Origin of the sequence: Nocardia gamkensis NBRC 108242, from assembly GCF_001612985.1 — a bacterium.
Classification (GTDB): domain Bacteria; phylum Actinomycetota; class Actinomycetes; order Mycobacteriales; family Mycobacteriaceae; genus Nocardia; species Nocardia gamkensis.
On the sequence record NZ_BDBM01000004.1, the window covers coordinates 189,175 to 203,612 of the forward strand.

The 14,438-nt window shown below is 69.8% G+C and carries 11 protein-coding genes; 10 read left to right on the forward strand and 1 reads right to left on the reverse strand.

Translation table 11 applies throughout. The annotated features are described in order from the left end of the window. Positions 1 to 235 precede the first annotated feature (235 nt). The 6 genes from NG1_RS04045 to puuE are packed head-to-tail and all read left to right on the forward strand — an operon-like array spanning position 236 to position 7,226. Entirely contained in the window at positions 236 to 1,078 is an 843-nt protein-coding gene (locus NG1_RS04045; RefSeq protein ID WP_062968092.1) for an FAD binding domain-containing protein, read from the forward strand. Continuing rightward, positions 1,078 to 3,885: a molybdopterin-dependent oxidoreductase gene (locus tag NG1_RS04050; RefSeq protein ID WP_062968094.1), complete on the forward strand. Its 2,808-nt coding sequence runs from the start codon at positions 1,078 to 1,080 to the stop codon at positions 3,883 to 3,885. The genes NG1_RS04045 and NG1_RS04050 overlap by 1 nt, the downstream gene beginning before the upstream one ends. Then, positions 3,882 to 5,099 carry a DUF6986 family protein gene (locus NG1_RS04055; protein WP_245659786.1) on the forward strand — a complete coding sequence of 406 codons (1,218 nt, stop codon included), beginning with the start codon at positions 3,882 to 3,884 and terminating at the stop codon, positions 5,097 to 5,099. The genes NG1_RS04050 and NG1_RS04055 overlap by 4 nt, the downstream gene beginning before the upstream one ends. A gap of 44 nt (positions 5,100 to 5,143) precedes the next feature. Next, complete coding sequence (gene alc / locus NG1_RS04060; protein ID WP_062968365.1) at positions 5,144 to 6,115, forward strand: allantoicase; 972 nt, start codon at positions 5,144 to 5,146, stop codon at positions 6,113 to 6,115. Beyond that, positions 6,112 to 6,279 carry a hypothetical protein gene (locus tag NG1_RS36365; protein WP_157113850.1) on the forward strand — a complete coding sequence of 56 codons (168 nt, stop codon included), beginning with the start codon at positions 6,112 to 6,114 and terminating at the stop codon, positions 6,277 to 6,279. Before alc ends, NG1_RS36365 begins: the two co-directional genes overlap by 4 nt. Next, positions 6,276 to 7,226 (forward strand): allantoinase PuuE, encoded by a 951-nt coding sequence (puuE, locus tag NG1_RS04065; RefSeq protein ID WP_373686096.1) that lies wholly within the window; start codon positions 6,276 to 6,278, stop codon positions 7,224 to 7,226. Before NG1_RS36365 ends, puuE begins: the two co-directional genes overlap by 4 nt. A gap of 75 nt (positions 7,227 to 7,301) precedes the next feature. Here puuE and NG1_RS04070 read toward each other — a convergent pair whose 3' ends face one another. After that, on the reverse strand, positions 7,302 to 7,742 hold the full coding sequence (locus NG1_RS04070) for a MarR family winged helix-turn-helix transcriptional regulator (RefSeq protein ID WP_157113851.1): 441 nt from the start codon (positions 7,740 to 7,742) through the stop codon (positions 7,302 to 7,304). A gap of 70 nt (positions 7,743 to 7,812) precedes the next feature. On the opposite strand from NG1_RS04070, the gene NG1_RS04075 reads away from it, so the two are divergent. From NG1_RS04075 to metE, 4 genes are all read left to right on the forward strand, one after another. After that, a complete protein-coding gene (locus NG1_RS04075) occupies positions 7,813 to 8,649 on the forward strand; it encodes an alpha/beta fold hydrolase (protein WP_062968101.1) in 837 nt (278 codons plus the stop codon). Between the two features lie 434 nt (positions 8,650 to 9,083). Continuing rightward, positions 9,084 to 10,373: an isocitrate lyase gene (aceA, locus tag NG1_RS04080; RefSeq protein ID WP_062968103.1), complete on the forward strand. Its 1,290-nt coding sequence runs from the start codon at positions 9,084 to 9,086 to the stop codon at positions 10,371 to 10,373. A gap of 384 nt (positions 10,374 to 10,757) precedes the next feature. Continuing rightward, positions 10,758 to 11,627 carry a 3-hydroxybutyryl-CoA dehydrogenase gene (locus NG1_RS04085; RefSeq protein WP_040870526.1) on the forward strand — a complete coding sequence of 290 codons (870 nt, stop codon included), beginning with the start codon at positions 10,758 to 10,760 and terminating at the stop codon, positions 11,625 to 11,627. A 406-nt stretch (positions 11,628 to 12,033) separates the two neighbouring features. Next, entirely contained in the window at positions 12,034 to 14,340 is a 2,307-nt protein-coding gene (gene metE / locus NG1_RS04090) for a 5-methyltetrahydropteroyltriglutamate--homocysteine S-methyltransferase (RefSeq protein WP_062968106.1), read from the forward strand. Positions 14,341 to 14,438: the final 98 nt, after the last annotated feature.

Here is a 14,438-nt window from a genome sequence, read left to right on the forward strand (position 1 = left end):
TGTGGGCGAGGTGTCGTGCCTGGTCAGGCGGGACGAGCAATACTGAACCAGTGTCGGCTCCGGCGGCCGTCGAGGCGGGTGGAGCCGTGGTGTCGTGGACGGCACGTCCGCTCGGCAGGCCGCGGGTGGCCGTCGTGCGGCGAGGTAACGGCCGCGCAATCTGGCGGGCGTCGCAGGCAATACGGCGGCAACCGACTGGCTCTACGGTGACGGAGAGGCAGGAACGAGGTGAGACGTGGACCTGGACACGATCCGCGAGGTGGTGATCGCCCGCGAGCGGGAAGACCTGGCCGTGCTCGGCGCTTCGACCGCGGTGCTCGCCGGAGGGACGTTCCTGTTCTCCGAGCCGCAGGATCAGCTGGTGCGCCTGGTCGACATCACCGGCCTGGGCTGGCCGGCGTTCGAGATCGGGGACGACGGGCTGGAGATCGCCGCGACCTGCACCCTGGCCGAGTTCGCCGGGGCCGCGCCGGGACGGGAGCTGGGGATGCCGGTGTTGCACGACCCGTGGCCGGGAACCGCGCTGTTCGCCCTGTCCTGCCGGGCGCTGCTGGCCTCGCACAAGATCTGGCGCACCGCCACCGTCGGGGGCAACGTCTGCCTCGCGCTGCCCGCGGGCGCGGTGCTCGGCGCGCTGGTCGCGCTGGACGGGACGGCGGTGGTGTGGACGACGGACGGCGCCGATCGGTGTATCCCGTTGCGCGAGTTCGTCCTCGGTCCGGGACGCACGGTGCTGCGGTCCGGTGAGGTGCTGCGCTCGATCCGCCTGCCGCGGTCGAGTCTGCTGGCCCGCACCAGCTTCCGGAAGATCGCGCTCGCTCCGCTCGGCCGGTCCGGCGCCGTGGTGATGGGGCGGCGGGAGCGGGACGGCCGCAGCGCGGTCACCATCACCGCCGCCACCACCAGGCCCGTCGTCCTGGATTTCGCCGCACCGCCCACCGACGGTGCGATACGCGACGCGCTGGGCACGATAGATCCCGCGCTGTGGTTCGACGATCCGCACGGTTCGCCGGAGTGGCGCGGGCACGTCGCGAGGGTGCTCGTCCGCGAGGTCGCCGCGGAATTGCGGGAATACTGATGCGGTTCGAGGTGGACGGCAGGACCGTCGACATCGCGGCGCGGCCGGGCCAGTGCCTGCGGACGGTGCTGCGCGACAGCGGCACCCGCGCGGTGAAAAAGGGGTGTGACACCGGCGATTGCGGGGCCTGCTCGGTGCTCGTCGACGGAATGACGGTGCACTCCTGCGTCTTTCCCGCCTATCGCGCCGCCGGACGGTCCGTCACCACCGCCGCCGGGCTCGGAACGCCGGAGCACCCGCACCCCGTGCAGCGCCGGTTCGTCGACAACGCCGCGTTCCAATGTGGTTTCTGCACCGCGGGCATGGTGGTCACGGCCGCGGGGCTGGGGTGCGGGGACGACGAGCGGGTGGCCGTGCCGGGCGACGAACTCGCCGAATTGATGAAGGGAAATCTCTGCCGCTGCACGGGCTACCGCGCCATCCGCGCCGCGCTGGGCGAGCCGCTCGATCCCGGCGACCCACCTTCCTTCGCCTCCGATCGAACCGCGACGACCACCGCAGGCGCTGGAGCCGGAGTCGGCGCGTTGGCCGGGCCGCGCATCGTCTGCGGGAGTGAGCCGTTCACGCTGGATCTGCCGCCGTTCGGCTCCCCCGCGGAGGACCGGCCGCGAACGAGCGATGCCGCCACCGCGCCGCCGACCGCCCCGCTGCACATCGCCGTCTCGACCAGCCCGTATCCCCACGCGCGCATCCGCTCGATCGAAACCGCCGCCGCCGAGGCACTGCCGGGTGTGCACGCCGTCTTGACGTATGCCGACGCACCGGATGTGCCGTTCTCCACCGCGCGGCACGAACTGCGCACCGACGATCCCGACGACACCTACGTGCTCGACCGGACCGTCCGGTTCGTGGGGCAGCGGGTGGCCGCGGTGGTGGCCGACAGCGTCGCGATCGCCCGGGAGGCCTGCCGTCTGCTGGAGGTCGACTACGAGGTCCTGCCCGCGGTGTTCGATCCGCGCGACGCGCTGCGCGCCGAGGCGCCGAAACTCCACGGCGACAAACCGGCTTCGGCCCGGATCGCCGATCCCGGCCGCAACCTCGTCGCCGAACTGCACGGCGAGGTGGGCGACGTCGCGGCGGGACTGGCCGGCGCGGCGCACGTCGTGCGCGGCGTCTGGCATTCGCCGCGTGGGCAGCACGTGCACCTCGAGACACACGGTGGGGTCGGCTGGCTGGATGACGCCGGGCGGCTCGTCATCCGGTGCAGTACTCAGGTCCCGTTCCTGGTCCGGGATGAACTGTGCCGGTTGTTCGGGCTGTCGTCCGCGCGGGTGCGGGTGTTCGCGGCCAGGGTGGGCGGCGGATTCGGCGCGAAACAGGAAATGCTGGCCGAGGACCTGATCGCGCTGGCCGTGCTGCGGACCGGCAGGCCGGTGCAGTACGAGTTCACCCGCGCCGACGAGTTCACCTCGGCGACCTGCCGCCACCCGATGCGAGTCGAGGTGACGGCAGGCGCCGACGCCAACGGCGTGCTCACCGCCTTGGCCGTCGACGTGCTCGCCGACACCGGCGCCTACGGCAATCACAGCGGCGGGGTGATGTATCACGGCGTCGGCGAGTCGGTGGAGCTGTACCGCTGCGCCAACAAACGGGTCGACGCGCGAGCGGTGTACACCAACAATGTCCCTTCCGGCGCGTTCCGCGGCTACGGTCTCGGCCAGGTGATCTTCGCGGTGGAGTCGGCGTTGGACGAGCTCGCGCACGCGCTCGGCATGGACCCGTTCGAACTGCGCCGCCGCAACGTGGTGGTCCCCGGCGACCCGTTCGTCGGCGCCGCGGTGAACGAGAGCGACCTCATGTTCGGCAGCTACGGTCTGGACCAGTGCCTCGACCTGGCCGAACGGGCGCTGCTGCGCGGCAACGACGTGCAAGCGCCCGGCCCGCAGTGGCGGGTGGGCACCGGCATGGCCGCCGCGATGATCGCGACCGTCCCGCCCCGGGGCCACCGGTCGACGGCGACGGCCTCGCTGCTGCCCGACGGCCGCTACGAGATCCGGGTCGGCACGGCGGAATTCGGCAACGGCACCACGACGGTGCACGCGCAGCTCGCGGCCACCGAGCTGGACACCGAGGTCACCCGCATCGTGATCCGGCAGGCCGACACCGATCTGGTGGAGTACGACACCGGCGCGTTCGGCTCCACCGGCATCGTGGTCGCGGGCAAGGCGGTGTACGAGGCGGCGTGCGCGTTGCGCGGGCTCATGCTGGCCAGGGCGGCCGAACTGACGGGAGTTCCGGAGCGGGACTGCGTGCTCGGCACCGGCGGCGTGCACTGCGCGGACCGGGTGCTCACCGCGGCCGAACTGCTGACCGGCGGCGATCTCACCGCGCACGCCGAGCACGGGGGCAGCCCACGGTCGGTGAGCTTCAACGTGCACGCCTTCCGCGTCGCCGTGCACCCCGGCACCGGAGCGGTGCGCATCCTCCAGTCGATCCAGACCGCCGACGCGGGCACCGTGCTCAATCCGGTGCAGTGCCGTGGGCAGGTCGAGGGCGGTGCGGCGCAGGCCGTCGGCACGGCGCTGTACGAGGACATGCGCAGTGCGGACGGAGTGGTTGGCGCCCAGACCCTGCGGCATTACCACGTGCCGCAATTCGCCGACGTGCCGCGCACGGAGGTCTACTTCGCCCGGACTTCCGACGCGCTCGGCCCGCTGGGCGCCAAGTCGATGAGTGAGTCGCCGTACAACCCGGTCGCCCCCGCGCTGGCCAACGCGATCCGCGATGCGGTCGGCGTGCGGCTGTACCGGCTGCCGATGACCGCGGACCGGGTATGGGCCGCGCTGCGGGAGAAGGGATCACGATGACGAAGGTGCCGGAGAACGTACGCGGGCGGATCGAGTCGATGCTCGACGCGGTCGATACCGAGCTGCGCCGCAGGTATCCCGGATCGAACGGCCGCTCGCAACCGATCCACACCGTGTACGTCCCGGCCGACCGGGTCACCGAGGAGACTCCCGCGGAGTGGGGCGCGGCCGCGGTCGGACTGCTCGACCGTCACCACGATCTGCTGGCCACGCTCGACGCGACCGGCTCGCTGCCCGACGTGCGCAAACGACTGGAAGCGGACCCGGTCCAGGATCTGCGCATCGACTTCGAGGACGGCTACGGCCTGCGCGCCGACGCCGAGGAGGACCGCGCGGCCACGGCGGCGGGTGCGGTGCTCGCGGCCTGGGCGCGGCGCTCCGGAGGCCCGGCGAACAGCGGCATCCGGATGAAGGGCTTGGGCGGCGGTGAGCGTCGTCGTGCGCTGCGCACGCTGGATCTCGTGTTGGAGGGCGTGGGGGGTGTGCCCGCGGGCTTCGTCTTCACGGTGCCGAAAATTCGTGCGGTGCAGCAGGTTTCGGCATTGGTGCAGCTGTGTGTCGGGCTGGAGCGCGCGTACGGCATCGCCGAGGGCAGCCTGCGTTTCGAACTACAGATCGAGAGCCCGCAGGCGATCCTGGCGGCAGATGGCACCGCCCCCGTGGCCGCCATGCTCACACTCTCCGAAGGTCGTTGCACCGCGTTGCACTTCGGTACCTACGACTACACCGCGGCACTCGGCGTCGCCGCGCCGGACCAAGCGCTCGACCACCCGGCCGCCGATTACGCCAAGGCGGTCATGCAGGTCGCGGCCGCGCAGACCGGGGCGTGGGTGTGCGACGGTTCCACCCAGGTCGTGCCCGACGCCGACCCGGAGGCCGCGCTGCGCAACCATCACCGCCTGGTCGCCCGGTCGTTGCGGCGGGGGTACTACCAGGGCTGGGACATGCATCCGGGCCACCTGATCACACGCTGGCTGGCCACCTACGACTTCTTCCGCCAGGCGATCGATGTCGCGGTGCCGCGCCTGCGCGACTATCTGGCCCGGCGCGGCGGCGACATCGTCGACGAGCCCGCCACCGCGGAAGCGCTGGCCGCCACCGTGCTGCGCGGCATCGAGTGCGGCGCTCGCCCGGACGCGGGGGCCGCGGAACTCACCGAGACGGTCCTGCGCGCGCTGGCGGCTCGCGCGCCGATCCCGACGGAGGCGACGTGATCGGCCATCCGAACGGTGCGGTCCCGAAAGACACAGGAGACGCGATGCGGGGCGACGACGAAGAGATCACGCTGTTGCCGGACCTGGCGGTCCGTCCGCTCGGCGGCTCGGTGATCTGGGCGAACGACGAGTTCTTCGCCGAGAAGGAAAATCTGATCAGCCCCGGTCCCGCGCAGTACCGGCCGTCCAGCTTCGGCCACAAAGGCCAGATCTACGACGGCTGGGAGACCCGCAGGCACCGCGGTCGGCCCGGCGACGACTCCGCGATCGTGCGGCTCGGCGTGCCGGGCGTGATCCGCGGGATCGTCGTGGACACGGCGTGGTTCAAGGGCAACTATCCACCCGCCGTCTCGGTGTCGGCGCTGGAGATCGAGGACTACCCGCCCGCGGAGACCATTGCCGCGCGGGATGATTGGGTGCTGCTGGTCGATCGCTCTCCGGTGACGGGCGACAGCCGCAACCTGTTCGCGGTCGACAACGAGAAGCGCTGGACGCACGTGAGACTCACCATGCATCCCGACGGCGGCGTGGCCAGGCTGCGGGTGCACGGCGAGGGGCGGCCCGATCCGCGCCTGCTCGGACTCGGCCCGCTGGATCTGGCCGCGCTGGAGAACGGCGCGCTGGTACTGGACTGCTCCAACCGCTTCTACAGCTCGCCCAACCAGCTGCTGTACCCCGGCCGGGCCCGGTCCATGGGCGAGGGCTGGGAGACCGCCCGCCGCCGGGACGACGGCAACGACTGGGTGCGCATCCGCCTGGCCGGACCGGGACTGATCCGGCTCGCCGAACTAGACACCTCCTACTTCCTCGGCAACAGCCCGGGCGCTGCCCGGCTCACCGGCCGCACCAACGACGGCACCGAACTGGAGTTGTTGCCACGCACCGCATTGCAACCCGACACCAGGCACCGGTTCCCGATCGCGCCGATGGCCGCGTCCGTGGAAGAGGTGCGCCTGGACATCTACCCGGACGGCGGGCTGGCACGGCTGCGCCTGTACGGCGAGCTCGGCGCATGAGCGTGCGGAAGTCGATACCGAGGGTCACGCCCGCCGTAGCGGAGCGTCGTCCGGGCGCGGGCGCGAGGCAGGGCCGAGGTTCGGTGGCGGAGCGTCGCAAGGGCGCGGTGCTGCGCGGCCCGGTGCGAAGGCGCGAGCCGAGCGCCGACGAGGCGCAGTCGTGAGCAAGCAGGACCGAGGGCGGCGGCGGAGCGTGACAGGCGCGGGCGCGAGGGATTTCGTCGGTTACGGCCCGAATCCGCCGGACCCGCGATGGCCGGGCGCGGCGCGGATCGCGGTCCAATTCGTGCTCAACTACGAAGAGGGCGGGGAGAACAACGTCCTCGACGGTGACGAACACTCCGAGACGTTCCTATCGGAGATGACGCCCGCCGAAGCGTTCCCGAACCGCCATATGAGCATGGAGTCGCTCTACGAATACGGCTCCCGCGCCGGGCTGTGGCGGGTGCTGCGCGTCTTCGAACGGCGCGGGCTGCCGCTGACGATCTTCGCGGTCGCCCGCGCCGCGCAGCGCAATCCGGAAGCGGTGGCGGCCTTCCGGGAACTGGGCCACGAGATCGCCTGCCATGGTCTGCGCTGGAAGTCCTATCAGCTCACCGATCGCGACACCGAACGGACGCAGATGGCCGAGGCGGTGCGCGTCCTGACCGACCTGACCGGCGCGGCGCCGCTGGGCTGGTACACCGGCCGCGATTCGCCGCACACCAGGGAATTGGTCGTCGAGCACGGCGGTTTCCGCTACGACGCGGACTCCTACGCCGACGACCTGCCCTATTGGGTGCGCGTACACGGCCGCGACCACTTGGTGGTGCCCTACACGCTGGACACCAACGACATGCGCTTCGCCTCACCCGCGGGCTTCCCCACCGGCGAGCAGTTCTTCGCCCACGTACGCGACGCCTTCGACGTCCTCTACCGCGAAGGCGCCGAGGGCAGCCCGAAAATGCTCTCCATCGGCCTGCACTGCCGCCTCATCGGCCGCCCCGCCCGCACCGCCGCCCTCGAACGCCTACTCGACCACATCCAGTCCAACGACCAGGTCTGGATCACCCGCCGCATCGACATCGCCGACCACTGGCACGCGACCCACCCCCCACCCGCCTCGCCCTGACCCGATCTTCTACCGCGACGAGTGGCACATGGCTGTGGCGAGACGCGAGTGGGGCTCTCGCCGACGTGTCACTCGTCAGGCGAGGGGGCGGGGTTCGCGGGGGCGTAGGTGGCGGGTGAGTGTGGCGAGTGCGTCGAGCACCTCGCGCACGGCGGCCGGGTCGTCGTCGGCCAGCGCTGCCGCCACCGCGTCGTCCACGGGTGTCGCTCGCACTTCGGCGACTCGTGGTGAAGCCTCCTGGGCCGCGCGGACCAGGGTGCGTCGGCGGTCGCGTGGGTCGACGGTGGAGGTGATCGAGCCGGCCTCTTTGAGGCGGGCCACCGCGGTGGACACCGCGCTCTGGGGAAGACCGGTGCGGTTGGCGATCTCGCCGACGGTGCTGTCGGGGTGTTCGAGGATGTCGCTCGACACGACGAGCACGGGTCGGTGGCCACCGCCGAGTCCCGCTGTCGGCAAGGCGTCCTCGCCGAGCTTCATCAGCGTCCGGCCCAAGAGGAACAGTTCGACTCCGTCCACAGGGGAACAATACATCAATAAAGATGCATCAGTCTTGATGTATCTGTTTTGATTGATTACCGTAGGTGGCATGAGCACGATTTCCACCGGCACCCTCGAGGTCTCCGGAGCCGACCTGTACTACGAAGTTCGCGGCAGCGGTCCGATATTGCTGATCGCGCAGAGCGGGGAGGGGGACGCGCGGCGCAGCGAGGATCTGGTCGCCCACCTCGAGCGGCGCTTCACCGTCGTCACCTACGACCGGCGCGGACTGTCGCGCAGTGTGCTGCGTGAGCCCCTCGGGCCCGCCTCGGTGGCGACGCACGCCGAGGACGTGTTCCGCCTGCTCTCGGCGTTGACCGGCGAGCCGGTGCGCATGCTCGGTTGCAGCATGGGAGCGGCCATCGGCCTGCACCTCGCGGTTCGGCATCCGGATCGGCTGCACACCCTCATCGCACACGAGCCCGTCACGCCGTGGCTGCTCGCCGCCGCCGACCGCGCCGTTCAGCTCGCTGAACTCGAAGACTGTCAGCGAGTCTTCGCCGAGCACGGCTGGCAAGCGGCGCTCGCGCCGATGGTGCGGACGCTGGGGATAGATCCGCGGAACCAGGATCGGGAATCCGGCGTCACCGCGCCTCCGCTCGGACCGGAGCGCGCCGCGAACTTCGAGTACTTCCTCGAGCACGACTTCACCGCGATCCGCGCCGACCATCTCGATGTCGCGCCGCTGCGGCAGTCGCCGGTGCGCATCGTTCCTGCCTGCGGGCGCACCACACCCCGGCAGGTCTTCGACTACAAGGCCGCACAGGAACTCGCGACCCTGTGCGGCGAGCCGGCGGTGGAATTCCCCGGCGGGCACAACGGGAACCTGACCCACCCGGCCGCGTACGCCGCCAAGGTGTGTGAGGTCCTCGGTGTGCCGGAGTAGGCGGTTCGGCGCCCCTCGCGGGCGGCCCTCCGCCCGTTCGGCCCACTCGCCGACGGGTGGCGTGGCCCACACGAAAGGCGCCTGCCGGGACTTGTGAAGGTGCTCACAGTGCGGAATGCCGACCCCTGGGGAGGGAGGGCCGCCCGCCGATCGCTAACAGTACAAGCGTTACGCTAAAACCGCACGTCAGCGCTACCGGCCAGTAGATTGCACCTTTGCAATTCAGTGGCAAATTTTGCAGAGTTAGCAAAGGTGTCGGAAAACCTAGCTGAGATTCACACTAACAACAGGTAGACGCCCATTTCTTCGTGTGCCATCGTGTGGAAGTACACCCCAAAGGCCTAGCAAGCCTGCAAATTGCCGCTCCAGCAGTACGAGCTGCCTCGTAGCTCGGGACCGGGCGGCATGGACCGAACGAAGAAGTGGAGTCACAGATGTCGACCACCGGCACCCCGAGGACCGCCGCGGAAATCCAGCAGGATTGGGACACCAACCCCCGCTGGAAGGGCGTCACCCGTAACTACACCGCGGAGCAGGTGTCGAAGCTCCAGGGCACCGTCGTCGAGGAGGCCACCCTCGCCCGCCGCGGTTCGGAGATCCTCTGGGATCTCGTCAATAACGAGGACTACATCAACTCCCTCGGCGCTCTCACCGGCAACCAGGCGGTCCAGCAGGTCCGCGCCGGCCTGAAGGCCATCTACCTGTCGGGTTGGCAGGTCGCCGGTGACGCGAACCTGTCCGGCCACACCTACCCCGACCAGTCGCTGTACCCGGCCAACTCGGTTCCGTCCGTGGTCCGCCGTATCAACAACGCGCTGCTGCGCGCCGACGAGATCGCCAAGGTCGAGGGCGACACCTCCGTCTCCAACTGGCTGGCGCCGATCGTCGCCGACGCCGAGGCCGGCTTCGGTGGCGCGCTGAACGCCTACGAGCTGCAGAAGGCCATGATCGCCGCCGGCGCCGCCGGTGTGCACTGGGAAGACCAGCTGGCCTCCGAGAAGAAGTGCGGCCACCTGGGCGGCAAGGTGCTGATCCCGACCCAGCAGCACATCCGCACCCTGACCTCCGCGCGTCTGGCCGCCGACGTCGCCGACGTGCCGTCGGTGATCATCGCCCGCACCGACGCCGAGGCCGCCACCCTGATCACCTCCGACGTGGACGAGCGCGACCGTGAGTTCCTGGACGGCACCCGCACCCCCGAGGGCTTCTTCGGTGTGAAGAACGGCATCGAGCCCTGCATCGCGCGTGCCAAGGCCTACGCCCCCTACGCCGACCTCATCTGGATGGAGACCGGCGTGCCGGACCTCGAGGTCGCGCGCAAGTTCGCCGAGGCCGTCCGTGGCGAGTTCCCGGACCAGCTGCTGGCCTACAACTGCTCGCCGTCCTTCAACTGGAAGGCCCACCTGGACGACGCGACCATCGCGAAGTTCCAGCGTGAGCTCGGCGCGATGGGCTTCAAGTTCCAGTTCATCACCCTGGCCGGCTTCCACTCGCTCAACTACGGCATGTTCGACCTGGCCTACGGCTACGCCCGCGAGGGCATGACCGCCTTCGTCGACCTGCAGGAGCGCGAGTTCAAGGCCGCCGCCGAGCGTGGCTTCACCGCGATCAAGCACCAGCGTGAGGTCGGCGCGGGCTACTTCGACACCATCGCCACCACCGTGGACCCGAACACCTCTACCGCGGCGCTCAAGGGCTCCACCGAAGAGGGGCAGTTTCATTAAGCCGCGCCTCCGCGCGGCGTGTTCGCGGCCCCTGTGAGTCTCGTGTCCGAGCGCGCGCTGCTCGCGCCTGCGGCGCATGCGCACCGGACACTCGGACACGAGACGGGCCGCGAACGGCGCTCGATGGCCTCGCGCGTGAGCGGTTGCGTAAGCAGCCGAACTCACGAACGGATGCCTACCACTGGTGCTCGCTAGGGAAGTGAGGTTCCCGACGTGAAAACCGCCGATCCTCTACTCCGGTAGGGGTGTACTGCCCTCCCCGCTGAACAGCCCCGGCGGGGAGGGCATCCCTATACCTTGGACCATCGAAGGACGCGCTCACACCGGAGCGGCACCTTCGCAGACCAGCCACCCCAGAGCCAGACAACCCAGCAGGAGCGGGACGTGAGCAGCGAAAAGATCCAACGCGTCGGCATTATCGGCGCGGGCCAGATGGGCGCAGGAATCGCGGAGGTGTGTGCCAGGGCGCACGTCGACGTGCTGGTGTTCGAGCAGACCCGGGAACTGGCCGCGGCCGGTCGCGCGCGCATCCTCCGGTCCCTCGATCGCGGCGTGAGCAGCGGCAAGATCACCGAGCGCGAGCGCGAACAGGCCGCCTGGCGTCTGCGGTTCACCTCCGACCTCGGCGACTTCGCCGATCGCCAGCTGGTGGTCGAGGCGGTGCTGGAGGACGAGAAGGTCAAGACCAGCATCTTCGCCGAACTCGACAAGGTCGTCACCGACCCCTCGGCCGTACTGGCCTCCAACACCTCGTCCATCCCGATCATGAAGATCGCGGTCGCCACGGCGAACCCCGAGCGTGTGGTCGGTATGCACTTCTTCAACCCGGTGCCGGTGCTGCCGCTCGTCGAGCTGGTCACCACGCTGAAGACCAGCGAGTCGGTCTCCGTACGGGCCGAGGCCTTCGCGGGCGAGGTGCTCGGCAAGCAGGTCGTGCGCTCGGCCGACCGCTCCGGCTTCGTGGTCAACGCGCTGCTGGTGCCGTACCTGCTGTCGGCGATCCGCATGGTCGAGTCCGGCTTCGCCACCAAGGAGGACGTCGACAAGGCGATGGTGCTCGGCTGCGCCCACCCGATGGGCCCGCTGGCGCTGACCGACCTGGTCGGCCTGGACACGGTCAAGTCCATCGCCGACTCCATGTACGGCGAGTTCAAGGAGCCGCTGTACTCGGCCCCGCCGCTGCTCATGCGCATGGTCGAGGCGGGACTGCTCGGCAAGAAGACCGGCGCGGGCTTCTACCAGTACAGGGCCTGATTTGCTGTGTTGATTTGCAGCGCCTACGGCGCTGCGTGTTCGCGGCCCCTGGAAGTCTCGCGTCCGAGCGTCCGCTGCTCGCGCCTTCGGCGCATGCGCAACGGACACTCGGACGCGAGACGGGCCGCGAACGGCGCTCGTAAGACTCGCGCCCGACGGGGTCAGGCCAGCGAGTTCCGAACGATCGACCGACGCAACGGCACGGGACTGGTGAGAAACGACACCGGCACACCTCGATGCGGAGTCGACCAGAAGTTGGTGTTGCCGAGCCGGTGACGGCAATCGGCATAAGCTGCACAACAGCCGGGCCATGTCGACGGCTCGGCTGGGTATCCAGAGCGCAGCGCTGGATCGTCCCGTCGATCTCGGCGGGCCGCGCAGGTGATCGAAAGGGGTTGTCCCGCTCATGGTGAACGTGACCGACGGCTACGGGTCGAGCATTCTCGGCTATCCCAGGATCGGGCCGCACCGCGAGCTCAAGCGGGCGCTGGAGGCCTACTGGCACGGTTCGCTCGACCGCGAAGAACTGCTGGCGGTGGGTCGCGAGATCCAGGAGACCCAGTTCAACGAGCTGGCCGCCACCGGACTGACCCAGGTGCCGGGCAACACCTTCTCCTTCTACGACCACGTGCTGGACAACGCGCTGCTGTTCGGTGCGGTGCCCCGGCGGTTCGAGCCCTACCGCGACGGACTGCATCCGCTGGACTTCTACTTCCTGATGGCGCGCGGCCGCCCGGATCTGCCGCCGCTCGAGCTGGTCCGGTTCTTCGGCACGAACTACCACTACCGCCAGCCGGAAGTGGACGCGGGCACCGAGTTCTCGCTGCACCCCGAGGCGCTGCTCGACGAATTCGACCGCGCGAAGGCGGTCGGCATCGAACTGCGGCCGGTGGTCATCGGCCCGGTGTCGCTGCTGCTGCTGTCCAAGGCCGGGCACATCCCCGGTGAGTCCGGCGGATTCGACACCCTCGGCCTGCTGGACAAGCTGCTGCCGGTCTACGAGGAACTGTTCGAGATCCTCGCCAAGCGTGGCGCCACCTGCGTGCAGCTGGACGAGCCCGCGTTCACCAGCGAGCGCGCGCCCGCCGAGCTGGCCGCGTTCGAGGCCGCCTATCACCGCTTGGGCAAGGCCCCGCTGCGCCCGCGCATCCTGGTCACCGGACAGTACGGCGATTTCGGCGAGGCGCTGACCATCCTGGCGGGCACCAATATCGAGGCGATCGGTCTCGACCTGGCCAGCTACCGGATGCGCCCGGAGGATCTCGCCGCGGTGCCAGGCATCCGCCGCAAGCGCCTGTACGCGGGTGTGATCAGCGGTCGCAACGTGTGGCGCGCGGACCGCTACGTCACGCTGGAATACCTCAACGAACTGGCCCAGGTGTGCCCGGACCTGGTCGTCTCGACCGGGACCACGCTGCTGCACGTGCCCTACGACCTGCTGATCGAATACGACATCGAGGGGCACGTCGCCGACCGGCTCGCGTTCGCGAAACAGAAGGTGGGCGAGGTGGTCTCGCTCGCGAAGGCGCTCACCGAAGGCCCGTCGGACAAGTGGCGCAAGCGCCCCACCGAGGTGCACTTCAAGCAGAAGCACGCGGTGCGGCAGCGGGTCTACGCGGTCACCCCGGACATGCGCTCGCGGGAGCCCTACGAGGTGCGCCGCGAAGCTCAGCAGCGCAAGCTGAACCTGCCGCCGGTGCCCGCGACCACGCTCGGTTCCTTCCCGCAGACCGCCCGCATCCGCCAGGCGCGCTACGAACTCGGTGAGGGCCGGTTGTCCTACGAGGAGTACCGCAAGCGGATCGAGGCCGAGATCGAGGCGACGATCCGGTTGCAGGAGGACATCGGCCTCGATGTGCTGGTGCACGGCGAGCACGAGCGCAACGACATGATCCAGTACTTCGCCGAGTTGCTCGACGGCTTCGCGACCACCCGCTTCGGCTGGGTGCAGGTGTACGGATCCCGTTGTGTGCGGCCGCCGATCATCTACGGCGATGTGTCGCGCCCGGCGCCGATGTCGGTGGAGTGGATCAGCTACGCGCAGTCGCTGACCGACAAGCCGGTCAAGGGCATGGTCACCGGGCCGGTCACCATGATCGCCCGATCCTTCGTCCGGCAGGACCAGCCGCTGCACGAGACCGCCGACCAGGTGGCGCTGGCCATTCGCGACGAGGTGATGGACCTGGAGAAGGCGGGCATCGCGATCATCCAGGTCGACGAACCGGCGATCCGGGAGATGCTGCCGCTGCGCCCGGAGGGCCGCGCCGAATACCTGCGCTGGGCGATCGGCGCGTTCCGGTTGGCCACCTCCGGGGTGCGGGCCGAGACGCAGATCCACACGCACATCGGATATTCCGGCCGTGCCGAGGTGGTGGAGGCGATCGAGGAACTCGACGCCGACGTCACCGCCATCGTGGCGACCCGCTCGATCGAGTGGGTGCTGCGGGCGCTGAAGGAGGACTGCGCCTCCGGGCACGGGCTCAGTCACGGCGTCGGCCCCGGCGTGTACGAGAGCCGGTCCGCGCGCATCCCGGACATCGATGAGCTGGACGAACTGCTCACCGCGGCAGCCGAAGCGGTGACGCCGCAGCGGCTGTGGGCCAATCCGGACGGCGGTCTGAAGACCCGGCACTATTGGCAGCTCGAGCCGTCGTTGCGCAATCTGGTCGCCGCGGCGCGCCGCATACGCAGGCGGGTGGAGTCCACCGACTGAGGCCCTCGGTCTTTCTCACCCGTCCATCGGTCAGGTCGCGGGCAGGCCTGCACCGGCCCGCGATCTACCGCAGGTGGCCGTCGAAGCGGCACTTGGTG

Excerpts from the sequence above, each read along its gene's own strand:
- alc (WP_062968365.1), top strand. The coding sequence starts at position 5,144 with ATGCGGGGCGACGACGAAGAGATCACGCTGTTGCCGGACCTGGCGGTC.
- NG1_RS04050 (WP_062968094.1), top strand. The coding sequence starts at position 1,078 with ATGCGGTTCGAGGTGGACGGCAGGACCGTCGACATCGCGGCGCGGCCG.
- NG1_RS36365 (WP_157113850.1), top strand. The coding sequence starts at position 6,112 with ATGAGCGTGCGGAAGTCGATACCGAGGGTCACGCCCGCCGTAGCGGAG.
- aceA (WP_062968103.1), top strand. The coding sequence starts at position 9,084 with ATGTCGACCACCGGCACCCCGAGGACCGCCGCGGAAATCCAGCAGGAT.
- NG1_RS04055 (WP_245659786.1), top strand. The coding sequence starts at position 3,882 with ATGACGAAGGTGCCGGAGAACGTACGCGGGCGGATCGAGTCGATGCTC.
- metE (WP_062968106.1), top strand. The coding sequence starts at position 12,034 with ATGGTGAACGTGACCGACGGCTACGGGTCGAGCATTCTCGGCTATCCC.
- NG1_RS04075 (WP_062968101.1), top strand. The coding sequence starts at position 7,813 with ATGAGCACGATTTCCACCGGCACCCTCGAGGTCTCCGGAGCCGACCTG.